Source organism: Nonomuraea sp. NPDC004580 (assembly GCF_040609855.1).
Lineage (GTDB): Bacteria > Actinomycetota > Actinomycetes > Streptosporangiales > Streptosporangiaceae > Nonomuraea > Nonomuraea salmonea.
Map to the genome: position 1 here is coordinate 136792 of NZ_JBEXLH010000009.1, position 20197 is coordinate 156988.

The 20197-nt window shown below is 71.8% G+C and carries 21 protein-coding genes; 8 read left to right on the forward strand and 13 right to left on the reverse strand.

The annotated features are described in order from the left end of the window. Window positions 1-14: 14 nt before the first annotated feature. The 8 genes from ABZW11_RS12985 to ABZW11_RS13020 form a co-directional block, all read right to left on the reverse strand. Window positions 15-794, reverse strand: coding sequence for a class I SAM-dependent methyltransferase (locus ABZW11_RS12985; protein ID WP_355415794.1), 780 nt, complete (start codon window positions 792-794; stop codon window positions 15-17). After that, on the reverse strand, window positions 788-3874 hold the full coding sequence (locus ABZW11_RS12990; protein WP_355415796.1) for a lantibiotic dehydratase: 3087 nt from the start codon (window positions 3872-3874) through the stop codon (window positions 788-790). The genes ABZW11_RS12985 and ABZW11_RS12990 overlap by 7 nt, the downstream gene beginning before the upstream one ends. 33 nt (window positions 3875-3907) lie before the next feature. Next, complete coding sequence (locus ABZW11_RS12995; RefSeq protein WP_355415798.1) at window positions 3908-5251, reverse strand: lanthionine synthetase C family protein; 1344 nt, start codon at window positions 5249-5251, stop codon at window positions 3908-3910. Beyond that, on the reverse strand, window positions 5244-6206 hold the full coding sequence (locus ABZW11_RS13000) for a hypothetical protein (RefSeq protein ID WP_355415800.1): 963 nt from the start codon (window positions 6204-6206) through the stop codon (window positions 5244-5246). Before ABZW11_RS13000 ends, ABZW11_RS12995 begins: the two co-directional genes overlap by 8 nt. Before the next feature lie 78 nt (window positions 6207-6284). Next, window positions 6285-6452: a hypothetical protein gene (locus ABZW11_RS13005; RefSeq protein ID WP_355415802.1), complete on the reverse strand. Its 168-nt coding sequence runs from the start codon at window positions 6450-6452 to the stop codon at window positions 6285-6287. Window positions 6453-6492: 40 nt separating this feature from the next. Then, window positions 6493-7920, reverse strand: a complete 1428-nt coding sequence (locus ABZW11_RS13010; RefSeq protein WP_355415804.1) for an HEXXH motif-containing putative peptide modification protein — start codon at window positions 7918-7920, stop codon at window positions 6493-6495. 59 nt (window positions 7921-7979) lie between these two features. Beyond that, the gene (locus ABZW11_RS13015) at window positions 7980-8117 is read right to left on the reverse strand and encodes a hypothetical protein (protein ID WP_355415806.1); all 138 of its coding nucleotides are present in this window, start codon (window positions 8115-8117) and stop codon (window positions 7980-7982) included. A gap of 26 nt (window positions 8118-8143) precedes the next feature. Continuing rightward, window positions 8144-8953 (reverse strand): fused MFS/spermidine synthase, encoded by an 810-nt coding sequence (locus tag ABZW11_RS13020; protein ID WP_355415808.1) that lies wholly within the window; start codon window positions 8951-8953, stop codon window positions 8144-8146. A 237-nt stretch (window positions 8954-9190) separates the two neighbouring features. Between ABZW11_RS13020 and ABZW11_RS13025 the strand changes: the two genes are divergently transcribed. The 6 genes from ABZW11_RS13025 to ABZW11_RS13050 all read left to right on the forward strand — a co-directional run bounded on the left by ABZW11_RS13025 (window position 9191) and on the right by ABZW11_RS13050 (window position 13566). Beyond that, a complete protein-coding gene (locus ABZW11_RS13025; RefSeq protein WP_355415810.1) occupies window positions 9191-9391 on the forward strand; it encodes a hypothetical protein in 201 nt (66 codons plus the stop codon). Window positions 9392-9473: 82 nt separating this feature from the next. Beyond that, window positions 9474-9992 (forward strand): MauE/DoxX family redox-associated membrane protein, encoded by a 519-nt coding sequence (locus tag ABZW11_RS13030; protein ID WP_355415812.1) that lies wholly within the window; start codon window positions 9474-9476, stop codon window positions 9990-9992. Window positions 9993-10016: 24 nt separating this feature from the next. Then, on the forward strand, window positions 10017-10589 hold the full coding sequence (locus ABZW11_RS13035) for a TlpA disulfide reductase family protein (RefSeq protein ID WP_355415814.1): 573 nt from the start codon (window positions 10017-10019) through the stop codon (window positions 10587-10589). Next, the gene (locus ABZW11_RS13040; protein ID WP_355415816.1) at window positions 10589-12427 is read left to right on the forward strand and encodes an ABC transporter ATP-binding protein; all 1839 of its coding nucleotides are present in this window, start codon (window positions 10589-10591) and stop codon (window positions 12425-12427) included. The genes ABZW11_RS13035 and ABZW11_RS13040 overlap by 1 nt, the downstream gene beginning before the upstream one ends. After that, window positions 12424-12861, forward strand: coding sequence for a S26 family signal peptidase (locus tag ABZW11_RS13045; RefSeq protein WP_355415818.1), 438 nt, complete (start codon window positions 12424-12426; stop codon window positions 12859-12861). Before ABZW11_RS13040 ends, ABZW11_RS13045 begins: the two co-directional genes overlap by 4 nt. A 288-nt stretch (window positions 12862-13149) precedes the next feature. Then, window positions 13150-13566 carry an arsenate reductase ArsC gene (locus ABZW11_RS13050; RefSeq protein ID WP_355415820.1) on the forward strand — a complete coding sequence of 139 codons (417 nt, stop codon included), beginning with the start codon at window positions 13150-13152 and terminating at the stop codon, window positions 13564-13566. Here ABZW11_RS13050 and ABZW11_RS13055 read toward each other — a convergent pair. Together ABZW11_RS13055 and ABZW11_RS13060 are read right to left on the reverse strand one after the other, a co-directional pair. After that, window positions 13540-13926, reverse strand: a complete 387-nt coding sequence (locus ABZW11_RS13055) for a metalloregulator ArsR/SmtB family transcription factor (protein ID WP_355415822.1) — start codon at window positions 13924-13926, stop codon at window positions 13540-13542. The genes ABZW11_RS13050 and ABZW11_RS13055 overlap by 27 nt on opposite strands. A 202-nt stretch (window positions 13927-14128) precedes the next feature. Beyond that, a complete protein-coding gene (locus ABZW11_RS13060; RefSeq protein ID WP_355415824.1) occupies window positions 14129-14653 on the reverse strand; it encodes a helix-turn-helix transcriptional regulator in 525 nt (174 codons plus the stop codon). 99 nt (window positions 14654-14752) lie between these two features. Between ABZW11_RS13060 and ABZW11_RS13065 the strand changes: the two genes are divergently transcribed. Continuing rightward, window positions 14753-16018, forward strand: a complete 1266-nt coding sequence (locus ABZW11_RS13065) for a serine hydrolase (RefSeq protein WP_355415826.1) — start codon at window positions 14753-14755, stop codon at window positions 16016-16018. 176 nt (window positions 16019-16194) lie between these two features. Here the strand turns inward: ABZW11_RS13065 and ABZW11_RS13070 are convergent, their stop codons facing one another. Continuing rightward, window positions 16195-17583, reverse strand: coding sequence for an FAD-dependent oxidoreductase (locus ABZW11_RS13070; protein ID WP_355415828.1), 1389 nt, complete (start codon window positions 17581-17583; stop codon window positions 16195-16197). A 525-nt stretch (window positions 17584-18108) separates the two neighbouring features. Here ABZW11_RS13070 and ABZW11_RS13075 point away from each other — a divergent pair. Further along, the gene (locus ABZW11_RS13075) at window positions 18109-18573 is read left to right on the forward strand and encodes a DoxX family protein (RefSeq protein ID WP_355415830.1); all 465 of its coding nucleotides are present in this window, start codon (window positions 18109-18111) and stop codon (window positions 18571-18573) included. Window positions 18574-18658: 85 nt separating this feature from the next. Here ABZW11_RS13075 and ABZW11_RS13080 read toward each other — a convergent pair whose 3' ends face one another. Then, window positions 18659-19264, reverse strand: a complete 606-nt coding sequence (locus tag ABZW11_RS13080; RefSeq protein ID WP_355415832.1) for a hypothetical protein — start codon at window positions 19262-19264, stop codon at window positions 18659-18661. A 31-nt stretch (window positions 19265-19295) separates the two neighbouring features. Continuing rightward, window positions 19296-20165 carry an aldo/keto reductase family oxidoreductase gene (locus tag ABZW11_RS13085; RefSeq protein ID WP_355415834.1) on the reverse strand — a complete coding sequence of 290 codons (870 nt, stop codon included), beginning with the start codon at window positions 20163-20165 and terminating at the stop codon, window positions 19296-19298. Window positions 20166-20197: the final 32 nt, after the last annotated feature.

Below are 20197 nucleotides of genomic sequence, written 5' to 3' on the forward strand. Positions count from 1 at the left end.
AGTCGAAAACAGCGCTACTTCTTTCTGGCCACGATTCTCGGCCAGCCGATCGTGCGGCCGGCGTCCGTCGCCAGTCTGCGGGCCCACTCGGCGCAGGCCGGGCGGGCCTGGGGTGGGGCGGCCTGGGCGGCCAGTTCCTGCCAGCGGAGGCTGTGTCTCCAGCCGTCGGGTACGAGGCCGGCGTGTTCGACGATCATGGGGGCCGAGCGTTCGAGGTGGGTGCGCCACCAGGCCGGGCTGTGGAAGGCCTTGTGCTCCCAGGTCCACATGTCGGCCAGGTGGTCGGGTGGGCCGGCGTCCAGCTCCTCGGTGATTCCGAGGACCACGATGCCGAGGACGCCGCCGGGGGCGAGGAACTGCTGCAGGTAGCCGAGGTAGAGGTCGTCGGTGCCGAAGTACTGGTACGCGTCCAGGCTGATGATCGCGTCGAAGTACTCGTGGGCGAATCTCAGGTCGTGGGCCTCCACGCGTACCGGCAGGACCTGGGATTCCACGCCGGCCTCGACGATCAGGGGCCAGGTCTCGGGGCGGAGCCACATGTCGGCGGCCACGACCTGCACGCCGAACTCCTTGGCGAGGAAGATCGAGCTGGTCGCCCAGCCGCAGCCCAGGTCCAGCACGCGCATGCCGGGCGTCAGGTCGAGCAGGTCGGTCAGGGACTCGGCCAGCCACAGCGGGTTGGGGCCGTCGGCGTAGCGGGCCTGCCAGACCGCGTCGTACGTGGCCGAACGCGGGAACTGGGGGTGGATGAGTTTCTCGGCGACCAGTACGGGGTCCGCGTCGTCGGTCAGCACGCCGTGGGCTCCGATCCCGGGCGGTTGCGGATGGCGCGGCGGCTGAGCCACCACAGGGCCCGGCACAGGTGTTCGCGGTCGCGGTCGATGCCGGCGAGCCGGTTGGCCTGCATGTGGGCGAGGCTTTCGAGGATGTTCCGTTCTGGGGTGGTGAGCAGGCGCCGGGCGGCCAGTCCGCGGATGCGGTGGCCGGTGTCGGCGAGCCGTTGGCGCTGCCGGCCGAAGACGGGGTCCAGCACGGCCCGGTACTCGGGGGCGCGCGGGTCCGGGCGGCGTTCTCCGGGGGTGAGGAGCTCGCAGAGCAGCGGGCGGAGCTCGCGGAAGCGCCTGCGGGCGGTGTCGGTGACGTGCGCTTCGCCGTCGCGGGGGTGGGGGTCGGCGCCCCAGGCGGCGTACAGCTCGTGCAGGGCGGCCACCTGCACCACGTCGGGGTCGAGCCCGGTCCGCAGGAGGTCGGCTGCGGCCTCGCTGCCGGCCCAGAACGCGGTCTCGACCAGGGAGATCGCATGGCCGCCGCCGTACCGCTCCACCTCGCGGCCGTAACTGGTGAACGCGAGGTCCGTGGCCCGTCCGTCGCGGACGAGGCCGCTCCCCCAGGCGGCGCATCGGGACATGACCTCGGCGGCGTCGCCCTGAATGTGGAAGCGCAGGCGCAGGTGCGGCAGCGGGTCGGCGTACCGGATGAAGAACCAGCGGTCGATGAGGTGACCGAGGCCGGCGAGCAGGGCGCGCAGCGGTCCTGTGATGATCGCGTCGTGCTGGTCGGAGGCGGCGTACAGCTTCATGTGGATCCACTCGTCGCCCGGCAGCCAGCGGCGGGTGACGGCGGATGGGGCGGCCGTGCGGGGGGCGGACGGCCGCGGCATGCGGGTGCGGTCGCGCAGCACCAGCGGTACGACGATCTCGGCGTGGTACGGGCGGCCCGCCCGGTCGCGCAGCCACAGGTCGCCGGGGCCGGGGAGTGCTTCGAGCAGGCGGATCTCCTCCTCCGGGCGCCGGAGCCCGCGGTGCAGTTCGTCCACCCAGAGCGGGTGGTCCAGGTCGAGCAGCAGCCGGTTGTCGCGGAAGGTCAGGTAGACGTGGCGCGGCACCCGCCACCTGCGCCGCCACCTCTGGCAGGCGTGGAAGAAGGCGTCCGGGTCGCCGGTGGGCGGGAGGGTGGCGGGTGTGAGCGTCCATTGGGCGGGCTGGAGCACCACCTTGCCGCGGGTCAGCCGGGGCAGGAAGGGCGCGCCCGCCGCCGGGCCCCAGTCGAACGCGCACAGCGGGGTGTAGCCGTCCTCGGAGAACTCCAGGAGGGCGCGGCAGATGTTCGGGGCCTGGGTGACGTTCACCGCGTGAGTCTGGCCGATCGCCAGGGGGCGGCCCAGGGAGAGGGAGCGCAGGTAGAAGTGGTCGCCGGTGGCGCCGAGCACGATGTCGGTCAGCGGGATCTGCTCGACCGGGGGGCCGGTGGGTGCGGCGTTCACGCACACTTCGTGGTCGCGGGTGGGGGGACGGACGGCCAGGTTGCCGCTGCGGTTGGTCGTGATGCCGTAGTTCAGCTCGGCGAACACCGTGTCGGGGCGCAGTTCCTCCTCCAGCCGCTGCTGGGCGCGGAGCCGTGCCAGGGCAGTCTCGTCGAGCAGGTCGAAGAAGCGGCCGAAGGACTGCCCGCCGCCGTAGGTGCCGACGGTGCTGAGCACGAGCCGCCACCGGCCGTCGCGGAGCGCCTCGGGCGAGGCGGCGGCGAGCTGGAAGAAGACGTCCTGTGAGGTACGCGGGCGGCTGTGGGCCTCGTCGGGGCGCCAGACGGTGAGCCGGTCGAGCAGGTGGTCGTCGAGCTCGACCGCGAGCAGGCCGTCGCGGGCGGCGCGGATCGCGGTCTCGACCAGGGCGCGGTCGCGTTCGGGGTGCTCGGGCTCCGGCTGGTGCGGCCATGCCTGTGCGAGTGCCGGTTCGCGGTAGGTGGCGGGCGGGCCGAGGCCGGTCTCCGGGTTGAGCACGTCGAGCAGCGGCAGCTCGACGCCGGCGCCGTAGTGCTCCAGGAAGACGTGGTGGTAGTCGACGATGTGCGGCCGCCGTTGCCAGGCGCAGCCGAGCCGCATCAGCAGCTCTCCCGCCTCGGCCGCCGCCGTGCCGATCTCCGCCGGCAGCGTCGCCTGCTCCAGGGCGAGTGCCGTGTCGAGCTGGAACGTCGGGCCGGTGAAGCCGGGCGTCATCGCGCGCTGGCCCGCCTCGAGCCGGGCCACTCGCGCGGCGCCTCCTTCCCTGTCCACCTCGTCGGCGAGCTGCCGCACCTTCTGCAGGTCTGCCACGACGTCGTCGTGCACGCCACGGTCGATCAGGCGCTTGGCCAGGTGGACTTCGGGCAGCGGCTCGGTCGGGGCGGGGAGCAGGTCGGGCAGGAGGATGCGCAGGTCGAAGAGCTGGTCGAGCAGGCGGCCGATCTTGTGGTGGGGTGCGTTCGGGAAGCGGCCGGCCAGGGCGGCCTTCAGCTCGGCGTACGTCGGGCCCTGCTCTGCCAGCTCCAGCGCGGCGGTGAGCGGGCGGCTCGTCGAGAGCTCGATGCGCCGGTTCTGCGCATACAGGACGATGCGTGTGCCGAAGCGGTGCAGCAGGGCGTTCACGTGCACGCCGAGCCGGTCGCGATCGAGCCGGTCGGTGACGCGGGCCAGCCAGACGTTGTCGGCCCTGGTCCTGGTCGCCAGGACCGGGTCGGCGGCCAGGGTCGCGATCCCGGAGGTGTCGTGAAAGGTGTCGTGGAAGGTGCCGGTGGCGACGCCGGCGAACAGGCCCATGGGGGTGGGCCGGGTGGACATCCTGGTCAGGTACCTGAGCAGGGCGGCGTCCCGGCGGTGCGCGGCCTTGCCGCCGGTGGTGGGCGCGGACAGCGCGGCGGCCAGGTCCGGGCTCGCGACCTGGAGCGCCTGGCGGACGCGGGGCTCGAAGGCGAGTTCGCGTAGCGCACGCCGTCCCTGGTCACGGGCCTGTGACAGGGCGGCCGGCGCGTCCTGGATCGTCAGTGTGTCGGCGGGCAGGACGGGGGCGCGAAGCATGAACAGCTCCGACGCCGCGTACAGGCGCTCAGGATGTGCCATGCGGCTGGTCCTCCTCGCTCTCACCGACGCCGCTCAGCCGGCCATCAGGGCGTCGGCCCAGCGGGGCGGCACCGGCTCGGTGACGGACAGCAGCGCCAGCGCGACGCCCGCCGCGCCCTCCAGCAGTCCTGGCTGGTCGATCCAGGCGCCGCCACGGCTGGCGGCGAGCGGCGAGCCCGGTTCGCCGGTCACCTGCGGCTTGTAGTCCCGCACGATGAGCGGGTGGCCGGGGTCGCAGCCGCCGAGCAGCCGTTCGACCAGGCATTCCAGCGCCGCCCTTGCCGCCGCGCTGCCGGTCCGGACGGCGAACGCCCGGCAGATCAGCAGCACTCCCCCGACTCCATGGCACAGCCCCGGGCCGAGGGTGCGGGGCCGCGCCTCCAGCAGGCGCAGCGCGGCCTCGAAACCCTCGACCGCGACGGCCCGTACGGACGCGTCGCCGAGCGCCTCGGCTGCGTCGAGCAGGGCGGAGGTGATGCCGGGTGCGCCGTAGCAGTACGCGGGCTCGGACGGCTGCCCGAGCCGGGGCGCGATCTCGCCCGACGCGTCGAACGGCATGACCCGCGACCACGTACGGCCGTGCTCGCCCCACCAGGAGGCCGCGACGAGCTGATCGGCGAGGCCGCGGATCGCCCCGCGCATACCGGGGGCGCGGTGACCGGCGAGCCAGGCCCTGCTGAGCGCCGCCAGCGGCCCCGGGAGGCCGTGGGCCAGGCCGAGGTCCACGTAGCCGTGGGGGTAGAGCTCGCGTTCGCCGTCCCGTCCGTAGTTCTCCGGCGCGATTCGCCAGGGCGTCCATCGGGAGGTGGTGAGCGGCCCATGGCCGGTGGCGCAGCGGGCGACGAGCCGCTCGATGACCACGTGGACGGTCGCGGGCCGTCGGGAGGCGTAGCCGAGTATCCCGGCGAGGCCGCTGATGACGTCGTAGTCGTGCACGGTCAGCGCCCGATCGGCGGCGGCGCCGAACCCGTCGAGCTGCTGGGCCAACCGGCTGTCGAGGCCGCGCAGCGTCCTGGCGTACCGGCCGTCCTCGTCGCACTCGGCGACGGCGAGGGCGATGCCGGTGGTGCCGAGCGACAGTCCGGGGCGTTGCAGCGGACGCTCGCGGGTGCTCGCGGCGGCCACCTTCAGCCACCGGTGCGCCTGCGTCCACCAGCCGGAGTCAGGGAAGGCGCGGGCGGCGTGCGCGAAGGCGACCGCGCTGCCGGCGGCGCCCCCGTACAGGGCCGCGCCCGGCTCCCACAGGGAGCGGCCGACCGTCGCCGCGGCCGACCGCGCCGCCTCGGCGACCAGCTCCTCGTCGCGGAGGCGGTGCAGGATCTCGGCCGCGACCTTGCGCGCCTCGGACGCCGTCGCGGCGGGCAGCAGCTCAGTCATAGGGGAAGGTCTCCATGAGGTGGCCGAAGCGGGCATTGAAGAGCCGGTGGTGCTCGGCGGTGAACACCTCCCGCCAGGTGCCGATCCGGCCGCGGTGGAAGCTGTAGGCGTTGCGGTTGAACACCTTGTCGGCGACGACCTCGGGGTCCATGTCGGTCCCGACGTGCTCGGCGACCCGCCGCACGGCGGCGAGCTGGCGTTCCGCGCTGCCGCCGCCCTGCTCGCCGATCAGCTCCTCGAACGACACGGCGCACACGTCCGGGTGGTGGAACAAGCTGATGGCGGCGTCGAAGTCGGACAGCAGCGGGACGGCCGGGTCGCGGAGGAGGTAGGTGATGCGCTCGGACATGGTCGGCAGGCTGCGCAGGATCGGGCGGAACACGGCGGCCTCGGGCTGGCGGCCGAGCTCGTGGCCGCCCTCGCCGGACAGGAACGTCGCCATGGAGATGAGCGTGTCGCGCGGGTCGCGGTAGCCCAGGATCACGCGCGGGCCTTCCGGGCTCTGCCACTCCCGCAGGAACGCGGGGTCCATCCGCCAGATGTCGAGCGAGTGGAACGTCCAGCAGATGCCGGGCGGGGTGGTGGAGAAGGGCCGCCCCCACGCCTCGCGGTGCATCGGCACGGGCTGGTCCAGCTCGGGGCTGGCCAGCTTGGTGTGGGAGACGTTGCCCGCGGCGAGCTTGGCCCGCCACAGCTCGGCGACCTGGAACCACAGGAGGTTGGTGGCCTGGACGAACCCGTCGCGGTCCGTGCGGTGGTCGAGCTCGGCCGCCGCCTCGGGATGCATGTAGTGGCGGGCCAGCTCGATGCGCCGGCGCAGGCTCAGCGCCACCACGGCCTCGCGCGGCGGGACGGCCTCGCCGTCGGTGTGGTAGCCGAGCAGGATCATCAGCTCCTGCAGGAGATGGGTTCCGCTCTTTCGCGGGGAGACGGCTATGACGCGCTCTGCGGGCATGGGGGGACCTCTCGTTCGCCGTGCCGTCCCGTCGCGACCGGCATGAGGAAGGGTCACGACGGGCGGATCACCTGATGCTCAGCAGCACCTGCTGGGCCACGAGGTGACCGTGACGCACGGCGCACACGTCCACCAGTGGGTGTGCCGGCCGACGGGCTGGGTGCCCTCGGGCAGGACGGAGATCTCGATGTCCAGCTCGAACTCCTCGACGTCGTCGGCCGCGGGTTCGGTCCGCGTGATGCTCATGGCGGTCACCTTTCTTTCTCGACAGGGCGTGATGGTGGCTTCATGCCGTGACGACCAGGCCGTCGTCCACGAGCGCCTGCAGGGCCGTGTCGGCCTGGCGGAGCGCCTCGGCGGGCGGGACGACGCCGGCGACCGACTCGGCGTACTCCTTGCTGATCGCCGTTCTGTCCCGGCCGTCGCACAGGCGGTAGACGAGCCAGGCGGCCGGGTTGAGCCAGCGCACGCGGGGCGGGTCGGCGAGGGCCACGACGAGGCGGCGCTGGTCGGGCATCGGCACGGCGGCGACGGGGGCTACGGCTTGGTACGTCGTGCCGTCCCCGGCCACGGGCGTCGGCGGCGCGAGCAGGTCGAGCGCCTTGACCAGCCAGGCGATGAGCTGGTGGCCGTAGCCGGTGAACAGGCCGGAGCGCTGCGCGAGCTGCTCGGCGAGGTGGCGGGCGCGCAGCTCGGGGGTGGCGTAGCGGGCGCCGCCGAAGGTCGCGCGGCTGAGTGCGGCGTCCGCGGGCGGCTCTCCGAACCGGCTCGTGACCTCGGGTCCTGCCGAGCGGGCCAGGCCGTGGTAGACGGCGAGGTGGACGTACACGTGCAGGGCGAACAGCACCCGCATCAGCGACCAGGCCTCGCGCCGCCACGGGATCGGGACGACGTCGGCGGTGGCGTCGACGTGGTCGAAGACCACGGCGCCGCAGCGGATGATCTCGAAGAGGGCGAGGTGGAGCGCCTCGTGCAGCAGCGCTCCCGCCGCGTCCCAGACGTTCTGCAGCTTCTCGGGGGCGATGAAGACGGTGGCGGGGAAGCGGTCGCCGCCGGAGACGGAGTGCAGCGGCCCGTCCTCGCCCTCGTCGCGGGCGAGGCCGATCATGCCGACGTTGGCGAGGACGCCCGGCCCGACGGACGGCATCAGCGCCGTGAGCAGGGCGGCCGCCTCGTCGATCATCTTGAGCTCGGCGGCGGAGGGTTTGATCGGGACGTCGGCCGTCCCTTGAGGGAACTGCTCGTCGAGCAGGGACCACAGGCGTGCCGTCACGGGATCTTTCGTGCTGCGGGTCGTTCCCGTCCACACCCAGGCCGAACGCGAAGGCTCGCCGGCCTCGCGGCTCACCACGTGACCGCCGCCGGCTGCGCGGCTCACCGCGTGGCCGGCGTCGGCGGGCAGCAGGCCGGGCAGGAGCAGGCCGGTGTCCGCATGCGTGGTGACGGTCTGCAGGCCCTGCGTGGTGACGGTCTGCAGGTCGCTCTCGAACGCGCTGCGCAGCACCGGGTCGCGGCTCAGCACCCGCAGGTCCGCGTCGGGCGCTGCCGCGCAGCGCCGTACCGGCTCGGCGTTGTGCGGGGTCAGCTCGGCCAGCAGGGTAAGGCCGACGCGCAGCCGCCCGAGCACGCGCCGCTCGATGGCGCCGGCGTCGCCGTACTCGGGGTCGGTGCCGAGCAGCCGCTCCACCTCCTGCCAGAGGTCACGCCGCGTCATGGGCAGGCTCCTTTCCTCAACGGAGGTGGCCGGGTGCCGGTCGGCACCCGGCCACCGGATCACGTGTTGTCGGGACGGTGGGGGCCGCGGTCACGCGGGTACCAGTCGCGCTCGGCCGCGTTGTCCGAGGTCACGGCCGGAGCTTCCACCGACGTGCTGGAACGGATGAACTCGCGGGGGTCGGGCACTGATGTCATGATCATCTTTCCTTTCGTTGGGTTGATCACCTGTCGGCGGATGGCTTGAGCGGGAGCGCGGGCGGCGAGTCGACGGCGTCCGCGTCGGTCAGCGGACGGGCGTCTCCTGCGAAGCGGTCCAGCTCGGCGCCGCTGAGCAGCGGCGTCCCGGCGGGCGGGCCGCCCGCGACGACGAGGTTGCCGATCCGGTCGCCGCGCAGCACATCGGGCTCGGCGAACAGGCGCACCTCGTCGAACACCGCCCGGAACGTCGCGACCTGGCGGCGGGCGAAGGCGAAGGGGACCGCGTCCAGGATGTTCAGCGCGTAGTGGCCGCCCGGCTTGAGCGCCGCCGCCACCGCGGTGAGGAACTCCAGGCTCGTGAGCCGTGCGGGGACGCCGGTCCTGATCAGCACGTCCGTGACGATGAGGTCGTAGGCGTGCGGGCGGGCGGAGCCGACGGCGTCGCCGGCGTCCGCGATGCGGATCTCCAGGCCGGACGGCGGCGGCAGCACCTCCGTGACCGTTTTCATCAGCGTGGCGTCCCGGTCCACTACCAGCTGGGACGATCCCGGGCGGGTGGCGGAGACGTAGCGCGGGAGCGTGAGACCTCCGCCGCCCAGGTGCAGCGCCGTGAGCGGTGCCCCGGCGGGCGCGGCGCCGTCCGCGATGGAGGCCAGCGCCCGTACGTACGGCATTTTCAGACGGCGGGGGTCGGCGAGGTCCACATAGGACTGCGGGAAATGGTCGAGAATCAGCACCCACATATCGGGATGACCGACGGCCGGCGTCAAATCGACCGTGCCGAAATCGGTGGACACGGTGACCGCGCCTTCGGGTCCTTGATGAATGGTCATGGAGTAGCAGACCTTTCGTCCTTCGACAGCATCGAGCTTAAGTCGGCGCGCGAATCCATCACAGGTCAGCGGCAGGCCATTCACCGGACATTTCCCGCGATTGCCGGTCGCGCGGCGTTGATGGCCGGCCCCCGCGCCCGGTGAATGTCCGGCAGATACCCTCCGCACGCCCTTTGAACTCCTGACCTGCGCGTCGATACTCCTGAAGGAGAACGCACACAGAAAGGTGGAAACGGCATGAGAACTGCATTAGCGTCGATGGGCGACAGGCTGCTCACGCTGCTCGCGCCCAAGGCGGTCGCCAGTGCGGGAGCCTGTGAGTACGAGAGGTTCTGCAGTTCCCCGCAATGCAAGATGGGGACCAACCTCTACCCGCGTACGCTGTACACCCTGTACAGCAACTGCGACATCGTCTCCTCGGGCTGCTGCACCACCTAGCGCCGCATCGACGATTCCGCTTGGTTCCGCGCCACGCGGGACCAAGCGGAATTCGTCCCGGACTTTTGTGGGAGTCGGAACAGTGCTTGCTTATATCGGCTTCGGTTGCCGGGTGATGCTCGCCGTGGTGTTCCTGGCCGCGGCGGTGAGCAAAGTGCGCAACCGGCGCGATCGGGCCGCCTTCAGGACGTCCCTGGGAGCGTTCGGCGTCAAAGCCCGCTTCAGGCCCGCCGTGGCCGCGGCGGTGATCGCCGGCGAACTGGCCACGGCGGCGCTGCTCGCGGCCGACGCCACCGCGCTCGCGGGGCTGGCCCTCGGATCGGCGCTGCTGATCGCCTTCGCGGTGACGATCGGCGCGGTGCTGCGGCGCGGCTCGTCGGTGAGCTGCCGGTGTTTCGGCGCCTCGACGCAGCCGCTGGGCCGGCGGCACCTCGTACGCAACGCGCTCCTGCTGCTGGTGGCGGCGGCGGGCGTCACGGGGACCGCGCCGGCCGCGGGGTGGGACCCGGGAGCGCTGCTGGTGGCCGGGTTCATGGCGGTGATCGTGGCCGCCCTTGTCATCTCTTATGACGATCTCGTGTCGGCGGTCCTCCCCCGCTGACGCTTCCCGAAGGAGGGTGTGTCGATGGATGTGGTGCTGATCGCCGCGGTCGTCGTGGTCGGCGTGCTGGGCGGGCTCAACCTGCTGCTGATGCTCGCCGTGCTGCGGCGGCTGCGCGAGTACGACGGCAGATGGGCTCGGTCGGGCATGGACGACCTCGCCCAGCGCAGATTCCTCCCCGACGCGGGCACGCGGGTCGCCGACTTCAGCGCGACCACGCTGGACGGCGCCGAGATCGCCCTGCGCGACCCGGCCGGGGTGAGCGGGGTGGACGGTCCGCTGCTGGTCGCGTTCTTCGCCACCGGCTGCCCGGCCTGTCACGACGAGCTGCCGCGTTTCGTCCAGTACGCCGCCACCGCGCCGGGCGGCCGCGAACGGCACCTGGCGGTGGTCTCCGGGGCGCCCGACGAGGTCGCGGACGTCGTGGAGGCCGTCTCGCCGGTGGCCCGCGTGGTGGTCGAGCCGGACGAGGGCCCGGTGGCGACCGCGTTCAGCGTACGGCGCTGGCCCTTGTTCGTCCTGCTCGGGCAGGACGGCACGATCCTCGCCGGCGTCGGCGGCGTCTCCGCTCTCGAGCGGCAGGCCGTCTCGGTGTGATGCGCGCTTCCGCGGAGGATGAGTCCGGCTGGCGGGAACGCTGCGTGACCGCGCTCGGCCTGGCCTGGCGGGCCAGGCCCGCGCTGCTCGCCGCGCAGCTGGCCGGGGCGCTGGTCATGGGCGCGACGCCGGTCGCGGTCGCGTGGCTGACCAAGCAGATCCTGGACGAACTGCTCGGACGGCGGCAGCCGATCGGCTGGCTGCTCGGGCAGAGCGCGCTCCTGGCCGGGCTCGGGCTGGTCGCGGCGGCCCTGCCGCATCTCTTCCAGTACGTCGACGCCGAGATGGGCCGCTCGATCCGGCTGCACAGCCGCGACCGGCTGTACGCGGCGCTGTCTCGGCTGGCCGGGCTGTCCAGGTTCGAGGACCCAGCCTTCCACGACCGGATCCGGCTGGCCCAGCAGGCCGGCGAGATCTCACCCCAGGCGATGCTCGACGCCTCGCTGGGCGGCGTACGGACGGTGGTCACCATGCTCGGGTTCACCGGGTCGCTGCTGGCGGTCAGCCCGGTCATGGCAGCGGTCGTGCTGGTCTCGGCCGTGCCGGTGGTCACCGCCGAGCTGAGCCTGAGCGCCCGGCGGAGCCGGATGATGTGGACGGTCAGCCCGCACGAGCGGCGGCAGGTGTTCTACTCGCAGCTGATGATCGACCGTACCGCCGCCAAGGAGATCCGGCTGTTCGGCCTGGCCGACTTCGTCCGCTCGCGGATGCTGAACGAGCTGCGCCAGGTCAACGCCGCGCAGCGGCGGCTGGACCGGCGGGTGTGCCACACCCAGTTCGGGCTGGCCGCGCTGACCGCCGCCGTCGCCGGGGTCGGCCTGTGCTGGGGCATCCTGCAGGCCCGCGCCGGCCTGCTGACGCCGGGCGACGTGATCGTCTTCATCGCGGCCGTCGCCGGCGTACAGACCGGTCTGTCCGGGCTCGTCTCCCAGCTCGCCTCAGGGCACCAGGCGCTCCTGCAGTTCGCGCACTACCTCGCCGTCCTCAACGCCGAACCGGACCTGCCCGCCCCGGCCCTCCCCGCCGCCGCGCCCTCGTTGCAGGGCGCGATCGAGCTGCGCGACGTCTGGTTCCGCTACGACCCCGACAAACCCTGGGTGCTCCGCGGCGTGAGCCTGCGCATCCCGGCCGGCTCCCTGCTGGCCCTGGTCGGCGTGAACGGCGCCGGCAAGAGCACCCTGGTCAAGCTCCTGTGCCGCCTGTACGAGCCCACCCGCGGCTCGATCACCTGGGACGGCGTGGACCTCCGCCACATCCCCGTCGCCGACCTGCGCAAACGCATCGGCACCGTCTTCCAGGACCACATGAACTACGACTTCACCGCCGCCGACAACATCGGCATCGGCGACCTGCCCGCCCTGCACGACCGTGACAGGATCCGCACCGCGGCGACCGCCGCCGAGGTCGACGCCACCGTCACCGCGCTCCCCCACGGCTACGACACCCTGCTGAGCCGCATGTTCTTCATGAACGCCGACTCCGACGACGCCACCACGGGCGTGACCCTGTCCGGCGGCCAATGGCAGCGCATCGCCCTCGCCCGCGGCCTCATGCGCGGCCGCCGCGACCTGCTCATCCTCGACGAACCCAGCTCCGGCCTGGACGCCGAGGCCGAGCACACGATCCACCGCCGCCTGGCCGAACACCGCCACGGCACCACCAGCGTCATCATCACCCACCGCCTCAACGGGGTCCGCATGGCCGACCACATCGCCGTCCTCGACGACGGCCGCATCACCGAACAGGGCACGCATGAGGAGCTGATGGCGTACGACGGCACGTACGCCCGCCTTTTCCGCATGCAGGCCTCCGGCTACCAGCCGGACCCGATCCCATGATCCCCCTGACCCTGCTGACGGCGTCGGTCCTGACGATCATCCTCATCCGCCGCACCCTCGTGATCGTCACCGTCTCCGGCACCAGCATGACCCCAGCCCTTCACCCCGGCGAGAGACTCCTGGTCCGCCGATGCGACCTCACCGCGTTGCAGGTCGGCGACATAGTGGTCCTGGAACCCCCACGCATCCCCGTCTCCCCCGAGGTCACAGCCCTGGCCCCGTTGCCGGCCCGAACGAAATGGCAGGTGAAGCGAGTAGCAGCCCTCCCCGGCGACCCCATCCCAGAACCGGCGAGAAAGGCATCAGGCACCCTGCGAACCGTCCCGAACGGCACCCTGATCGTGCTGGGCGACAACAAGGCCAGCCACGACTCCCGCCTCTCAGGCCCCTACCCCGCCTCCCACCTCCTCGGCCGCACCCTCCGAAAACTCTGACGCTCACCGGTGGCGATCGGGATGCGGTGGCGATCCCCGTGCGGCCCGCCGAGAGCCGGCCTGTGCCGAGCAGGGGCGCCGCGGCGCGGGGTGAGTGCGCGCCACCCGGGCGAGCGGTCGTGTTCATCGGCTCGGACCGGCGAACGTATCGGCCGTAGGGAACCCGTGCCGGTTCATGCGGCGTTGCACCTGTAGATGCCGGGCCTCAATTGGCCGTCGCCTGCCTTTCGGAGCGTTCATGAAGCCGCTGCCGTTGAGAATTCAGGCCCTCCTCCGAGGAGCCCGCCCGTGGCTGACAAACCGTCCGTCCTGTTCGTCTGCGTCCACAACGCCGGCCGCTCGCAGATGGCCGCCGGCTGGCTGACCCACCTGGCCGGCGACCGGATCGAGGTCCGCTCAGCCGGATCGGAACCAGCCGAGCGGGTCAACCCGGTCGCGGTGGAAGCCATGCGAGAGGTCGGTATCGACATCACCGCCGCCCACCCCAAGGTCCTCACGGCCGACGCGGTCAAGTCCTCCGACGTGGTCATCACCATGGGCTGCGGCGACGCCTGCCCGATCTTCCCCGGCAAACGCTATGAGGACTGGAAGCTCGACGACCCGGCCGGGCAGGGCATCGAAGCCGTCCGGGCCATCCGCGACGACATCCGGTCCCAGGTCGTCAGGCTGCTCGGCGAGCTACTGCGCGACGGCAGGGGCGGTTAGCGGAGCGAACAGGGCGCCCAGCCGGTTCACCGTCTCGGGGATGATCCAGTAGTAGACCCAGGTGCCGCGCCGCTCACTGCCGATCAGTCCGGCGGTGCGCAGCACCTTGAGGTGGTGACTGATGGTGGGCGCGGTCAGGTCGAAGGCGTCGGTCAGGTCGCACACGCACGCCTCGCCGCCGGCGTGAGAGCCGATCATGGACAGCAGCCGCAGGCGTACCGGGTCGGCCACCGCCTTGAGCAGCACGGCCAGCTCGGCGGCGTCGCCTTCGCTGAGCGGCTCGCGGGCGATCGGCGCGCAGCACGCCCCCTCCTGCGCGCCCTGGCCGGCTCGGACGAGGGGCAGGGTGGTGGAAGTCATGCGGGGGCCTCCGGACCTGGCGGGTGTTTCGACGTTCGTCTAAATGATAGTCGGGGATGGCCGGTCAGTGCGGCGCGGCGTCGGCGCACAGGCGGACGTACATGGGCATGTACACGTAGACGTGCAAGGGGTGGACCGGTCGGCGCCCGTTGCGAGCAGAGCTGGCCACCCGCTCAGAGATGATGTGAGTCACGGCTCGCCGTCACTGGCCGAGCAGGCGCTGGATGTCCTCCAGGAGTTTCGCGTCAGCGGCCAGATGTGCATCGGCGTTGTCGAACAGCGCGTCGGCCAGCGGTGACAGGCCGGCCTTCGCTTCCCGCCCCGCCGCGATGTCCGCCCGCCGGCTCTCCAGCGCCCGGCAGGAGGCCGCCACCAGCTCCCGCGCCTCTCCCGAATCCAGCAACGCGTGCCAGCGCAGCGCCAGTGCGAAGTCGGACCTGGTGGAGTGCGGGGGCGCGGACAGTGCCTTGCGCAGCAGGTCGCGTAGCGCACGCCGGCCCTCGGGCGTGATCGCGTAAACGCGGCGCAGCCGATCGCCGGTGCGTTCCTCCGAATGCGTCTCGGCGAGCCCTTCGGCCTCCAGCTTGGCCAGGGCGTGATAGACCGATCCCGCCTTCACGTCGGTCCACTGCTCCAACGCCCCGGCCGTGACGAGCTGATTGATCTCGTACCCGTGCCGCGGCCCCTCATTGAGCACGCCCAGGACGAGCAACCGGGTCGACGACACTCGAACACCTCCACGCGATAGTCGAGATTGACCATATCAACGGCCTCGTGCTCTGATAGTCAAAGTTGATTAATCAAAATGGAGCAACGGAGCGTACGGATGTTCTTCCTCACACGACGGATGGACGCGCTCGTCCGCGCGTACACGCGGCTCGGCAGGTTCAGCGGCGCGGTGCTGGTCGCCCGCGGGGGCCGGCGGCTCTTCGCCAAGGGGTACGGCCACGCCGACCACGAGCACGCCGTGCCCAACACATCGCGCACGGCATTCAGGATCGGGTCCCAGACCAAGACCTTCACCGCGATCGCGATCCTGGGCCTCCAGGAGCAGGGCAGGCTCCGCGTCGCCGACCCGATCGGCCGCCACCTGCCCGGCTACCCGCACGGCGACGCGATCACGCTGCACCACCTGCTGACCAACACCTCGGGCATCCCCGATTACGTCACGACCGAAGGCTTCACCCGCGTCATGGGAACGCCACGCACGAGAGCGGCGCTCATCGCCGACTTCAAGGATCGGCCCCTGCTGTTCGAGCCCGGCGCGCGGATGAGCTACAGCAACTCAGGATGGGTCCTGCTCGGCGAGGTGATCGAGCGGTCGTCCGGCCTGAGCTACGCCGAGTACATCCGCAGGCACATCCTCGCCCCGCTGGCCATGGAGGACAGCGGCCTGACCGACGAGCCCGCCGAAGGACACGCCATCGGCTACATGGCCGGCGACGGACGCCTCACCCGCACCCCGCACCTGCACAACTCCCATCAGGACGCCGCCGGGGCCCTGCACTCAACCGTCGAGGACCTGCACCGCTGGAACCGCGGTCTGCCCCGCCTGCTGCGCCCTGAATCGCTCGCGGAGCTGGTCAAGCCGCACGCCGCAGCCGACGGGATCGGCTACGGCTACGGCTGTGCGGTGCGCGGCGAACGCGTCGAAAGCTCCGGCGGTACTATCGGCTTCGTCAGCGTCTCAGCGCACTACCGTCGCGACGACCTCTTCGTGACCGTGCTGTCCAACCTCGAGAACGCCGCGTTCACCGAGATCGAGGCCGCCCTGGCGGCGATCGCCCGGGGCAGACCGTACGAACTGCCCAGCCGCCGGACCTTCGTCACCGTCGATCCTGCCGTCCTCGACCGGTACACCGGCCGCTACACGATGCGCTACCTGGGCCGCACCTCCACGATGGACGTCACGCGCGACGGCGACCGGCTGATGGTGGAGGTGCACGGGCTTGCCAAGACCGACCTGCGGCCCATGTCCGAAACCCGGTTCTTCGCCAGGATGAAAGGGGAGGTCGAATTGGATTTCCTGGCGACCGGCGAGGTCGCGGTGAACTGGGCGGGCCGCGACATCACCGCCTGCCCGGCCAGCTGATCTCCTTCACCTGGTAGGCAGGTACATCCCTCCAGCAAGCCGACGACCGCCGAAACGATCGGCGTGTACTGCCGGCGGCATGGTGGACGAGCAGATGACCTTGCGCCGCGTAGGAGGGCGCTCGCGCCGCCGGTCGAGGCGGCGGTGATCGGATCGGGGGGCATCGAATCTCCTGGTCAGCCGCAGCAGCCGCCCTGGGACGCCCCGGCAAGCGGCAGCGGGGTGCTCAGGAGGCCGCCGCTGATCCCGGTGGCCAGGCCGACCCGCTGCTCTTGGGCCTCGGCGAGGCTGGAGGAGCAGACGCCGGTTTCGGGCAGGTCGAGCTGGACGTCCCGGGCCGCCTCCCAGTCGCCGGCCAGCGCGGCGACCACCGAGCGGGCCTGCTCGTAGCCGGTGGCCAGCAGGAACGTGGGAGCGCGGCCGTAGCTCTTGACGCCGATGGCGTAGTAGCCGTCTTCGGGGTGGGCGAGCTCGTCGGCGCCGTGCGGCGGGACGGTGCCGCAGGAGTGCGCGTTGGGGTCGATCAGCGGGGCGAGGGCGCGGGTGGAGCCGAGGATCGGGTCGAGGTCGAGGCGCAGTTCCCCGGCGATGGTGTGGTCGGGGCGGTAGCCGGTGGCGGCCACGATGCGGCCGGCGGTGATGGTCTGCTCGTGTCCTGAGGGGTCGCGGCTGAGCACGCGCACCTGGTCGCCGTCCCGTTCGACGGCGTGGGTGAAGAAGCCGGTCACCAGGCGGATGCGGCCGCTCTCGACGTGGGCGTGCAGGCGGGTGCCGAGCGCTCCCCGTGCGGGCAGGGCGTCCGCGTCTCCGCCTCCGTACGTACGGGCGGCGCTGCCGGCGCGGATCGCCCACGTGATCGGGGTGTCCGCAAGCTGGGCCAGGGCGAGCAGCGTGGTGGCCGCCGAGTGGCCGGCGCCGATGACCAGGACGTGCCGGCCTGCGTACCGGTCGCGGTCGGCGCCGAGGACGTCGGGCAGGGCGTGGTCGATCAGGTCACCGGCGTCCGCCTCCCCGTGGGCGGGCAGGCCGGAGGCGCCGAGCACGTTCGGGGTGGCGTAGGTGCCGGAGGCGTCGATGACGGCACGGGCGTGCAGCTCGCTCCCGTCGGCAAGGCGGATCAGGAACGGCGCCTGCTCGCGGCCCGCCGTACGGACGCGGTCGTAGCCGAGCCTGCTGATCGCCGTCACCTCCGCCCCGGTGCGCACCCGCTCGCCGAACAGCTCGGCCAGCGGCGCCAGGTAGTCGTCGATCAGTTCGGCCCCGGTGGGCAGCCACTCGGGGTCCGGCGCGCTCCAGCCGGCGGCCTCCAGCAGGCGGCGCGCGGCGGGGTCGATGTCGTACTTCCACGGGCTGAACAGCCGTACGTGCCCCCACTGCGCGATCGACGCCCCCGCCCGCTCCCCCGCCTCCAGCACCACGAAGTCCAGCCCGCGCTCGGCGAGGTGGGCCGCCGCGGCCAGCCCGATCGGGCCGGCGCCGATGACCACGACGGGCAGGCCATCGGGTCGTGCGGCCGGGCGGCTGGGCTCCAGCTCGACGGCGTTGGGACTGCAGCATCCACTCATGGCATTTCTCCTGATTCGACATCCGTCTAAGTAACACCATCGGCAGAATGCCCGAAGACTTAGATGGATGTCAAATTCGACCTTCATCGAATCAACCGGCGTGCGGAGGCCATGCCGGGCAGGCCGCTGTAGCGGGCGGGTGAGAACAGGGCGAGGCTGTCGTGATAGCGCGGCCAGGAGCCGGCCGGCCGGTCAGAGGACTCCAGCAGCGCGGATCGCCGGGATGCGCCTGGAGGAGCGCCGGGCCGGCTGGACGCGCACGCCCTTCACCGGCGAGAGCAGAGGCCACGTGTCGGTCTGGCGGAAGGCGGACGGACGGTGAAATTTTCAACTATCCGAAATTTTCACCGCTTCGGCGTTGGACCAAGTGAGCCCGGCGTTTCGCGCCCATCCGGCCGGACCCCCTGACCGACCAGAGTTGACAGGACAAAGGCGCATTCTTGACTCTTTTTGGGAGCGCTCCCAGTCTTTTCATCTCCGGTTCTGGAGATGACATCAATCAGCACGTTGAGGAAGGACGCCTTCATGGAAGCACTGGTCAACCGGCGGCAGGATCTTTTCCTGGCCCTCTATCGGATCGTGCTGGGACTGCTGTTCAGCTGCCACGGCGCGGCGACCCTGTTCGGTGTTCTCGGCGGCCCGCAGGGCGAGGCGCCGGCCTTCGGCGAGTGGCCAAGCTGGTGGGCGGCCCTCATCGAGCTCGTCGCCGGAGGCATGGTCCTGCTCGGCGTGGCCGCGCGCGCCGCCGCCGTCATCTGCTCGGGCACCATGGCGTACGCGTACTTCGTCGTGCACCAGCCGCAGGCGTTGTTCCCGATCGAGAACGGCGGCGAGAAGGCCGCCCTGTTCTGCTGGGGTTTCCTGCTGATCGCGGTGCTCGGCCCCGGCCGCTGGGCGCTGTCCGCGCTGCGCGCCCCGCAGGCGTCGCTGGCGTCCCCCCAGCCCGACCAGCCCAGCACCGGCCTGCCGCGCCGTCCTGACCTGCGATGACGGGCCCGCCATCCGGCCTATCCGCGGTACCCGTCCGGGGCAGTGCCGTACGACCGTCGTACGAAGGACCTTGGTCCTGGGCCGGTCACGCGGGAAGCGTGCCGGCCCTCGGCTGGAGGAGGTCGGGTCGGTGGCGGCGGATCGCCTCGCCCATCGAGCCGAGTTCCCACTGGGGGTCGATGGCGCCGAGGGGGATGGTGATCCTCCAGAGGCCCGATGCCGGGTCGATGGGCAGGCGGGCGCGGTGGGCCGACAGCCAGGCGGGGGCGTTGGGCGGGATGTCGTACGTGCCCCAGCCCGCCAGGCCGACGCATTCCCTGGCGCCGGTTCTGACGGCCACCCTGCCGTCCCTGGTGATGGTCCGTGGGCTGGGGACCCGGCTGTCCACGACGGTGACGCTCTCGACGTCGTGCCAGGCCAGCCGTACGCGGGAGCCGTACCAGTCCTGCATCTCGACGCCCTCGGGCGAGAGGCGGGCGACCGTGGCAGCGGACAGTTGCCGCCACCTGACCGACCGCACGGCGGCGAGGGTCACCGTCGCGCCTGCCGCGACGAGCGCCAGGTCGAGCCGATGACGGTCGGGGACGACGGCGATCAGCACCAGCCATACCGGGATGAGGAGGATGGAAGGGAGAACCAGCCGGACGATGGTCGCGGGTGAGAAGGCGCGCGCCATGCGGAACTCTTCCATGGTCCCAACCTGGGGCCTCGGCGCCGTCCCGTCAACGCTGACCGGCGATGGTGTCCAGATCGGCCAGGTCCTCGGGTGAGAGGGAGAGGGCGGCGCCGATGACGTTCTCGCGCAGGTGGGCCACCGATGAGGTGCCGGGGATCAGGAGGATGTTCGGGGAGCGCTGGAGGAGCCAGGCCAGGGCTACTGACATCGGGGTCGATTCCAGGCGGGCGGCGACGGCCGAGAGGGCTGAGGACTGGAGCGGGGTGAAGCCGCCCAAAGGGAAGAAGGGGACATATGCGATGCCCTCTGCGGCGAGGCGGTCGATCAGCTTGTCGTCGTGGCGGTGGGCGAGGTTGTACAGGTTCTGCACGCACACGATAGGCGCGATGCCCTGCGCCTGCGCGACCTGCTCCTCGGTGGCGTTGCTGACCCCGAGGTGGCGGATCAGGCCCTCCTGCTGAAGCTGGGCGAGTGTCTCGAACGCCTCCGCCGGCGAGCCGGGCTGGGGGCCTTCGGCGTCGCCGAGCCGGAGGTTGACCAGGTCGAGGACGTCGAGCCCCAGGGACTTGAGGTTGTCGTGGACCTGGCGGCGCAGGTCCTCGGGGCGCCGGGCGGGAGGCCAGCCGCCCTGCTCGTCGCGGGTGGCGCCCACCTTGGTCGCGATGTGCAGCGACTCGGGGTAGGGGTGCAGGGCCTCGCGGATCAGTTCGTTGGTGATGCGCGGGCCGTAGGCGTCGCTGGTGTCGATGTGGGTGATGCCGTGGCCGACCGCTTCCCGCAGGACGGCCAGGGCGCCCTCGCGGTCGGCGGGCGGGCCCATGACCCACGGGCCGGCCAATTGCATGGCGCCGTACCCGAATCGGGTGACGGTCAGGTCTCCCAGGGTCCAGGTGCCGCCGGGAAGGGATGTGCTCATGTGGGTACCTTTCGTTGGTGCTCTGCATCAGT

Bases quoted from the DNA above. Each gene is read 5' to 3' on its own strand.
- ABZW11_RS13070 (WP_355415828.1), bottom strand. From the start codon at position 17,583: ATGAGTGGATGCTGCAGTCCCAACGCCGTCGAGCTGGAGCCCAGCCGC.
- ABZW11_RS12995 (WP_355415798.1), bottom strand. From the start codon at position 5,251: ATGACTGAGCTGCTGCCCGCCGCGACGGCGTCCGAGGCGCGCAAGGTC.
- ABZW11_RS13065 (WP_355415826.1), top strand. From the start codon at position 14,753: ATGTTCTTCCTCACACGACGGATGGACGCGCTCGTCCGCGCGTACACG.
- ABZW11_RS13020 (WP_355415808.1), bottom strand. From the start codon at position 8,953: ATGACCATTCATCAAGGACCCGAAGGCGCGGTCACCGTGTCCACCGAT.
- ABZW11_RS13080 (WP_355415832.1), bottom strand. From the start codon at position 19,264: ATGGAAGAGTTCCGCATGGCGCGCGCCTTCTCACCCGCGACCATCGTC.
- ABZW11_RS13025 (WP_355415810.1), top strand. From the start codon at position 9,191: ATGAGAACTGCATTAGCGTCGATGGGCGACAGGCTGCTCACGCTGCTC.
- ABZW11_RS13075 (WP_355415830.1), top strand. From the start codon at position 18,109: ATGGAAGCACTGGTCAACCGGCGGCAGGATCTTTTCCTGGCCCTCTAT.
- ABZW11_RS13045 (WP_355415818.1), top strand. From the start codon at position 12,424: ATGATCCCCCTGACCCTGCTGACGGCGTCGGTCCTGACGATCATCCTC.
- ABZW11_RS13040 (WP_355415816.1), top strand. From the start codon at position 10,589: ATGCGCGCTTCCGCGGAGGATGAGTCCGGCTGGCGGGAACGCTGCGTG.
- ABZW11_RS13085 (WP_355415834.1), bottom strand. From the start codon at position 20,165: ATGAGCACATCCCTTCCCGGCGGCACCTGGACCCTGGGAGACCTGACC.
- ABZW11_RS13015 (WP_355415806.1), bottom strand. From the start codon at position 8,117: ATGACATCAGTGCCCGACCCCCGCGAGTTCATCCGTTCCAGCACGTCG.
- ABZW11_RS12990 (WP_355415796.1), bottom strand. From the start codon at position 3,874: ATGGCACATCCTGAGCGCCTGTACGCGGCGTCGGAGCTGTTCATGCTT.
- ABZW11_RS13000 (WP_355415800.1), bottom strand. From the start codon at position 6,206: ATGCCCGCAGAGCGCGTCATAGCCGTCTCCCCGCGAAAGAGCGGAACC.
- ABZW11_RS13055 (WP_355415822.1), bottom strand. From the start codon at position 13,926: ATGACTTCCACCACCCTGCCCCTCGTCCGAGCCGGCCAGGGCGCGCAG.
- ABZW11_RS13005 (WP_355415802.1), bottom strand. From the start codon at position 6,452: ATGAGCATCACGCGGACCGAACCCGCGGCCGACGACGTCGAGGAGTTC.
- ABZW11_RS13010 (WP_355415804.1), bottom strand. From the start codon at position 7,920: ATGACGCGGCGTGACCTCTGGCAGGAGGTGGAGCGGCTGCTCGGCACC.
- ABZW11_RS13035 (WP_355415814.1), top strand. From the start codon at position 10,017: ATGGATGTGGTGCTGATCGCCGCGGTCGTCGTGGTCGGCGTGCTGGGC.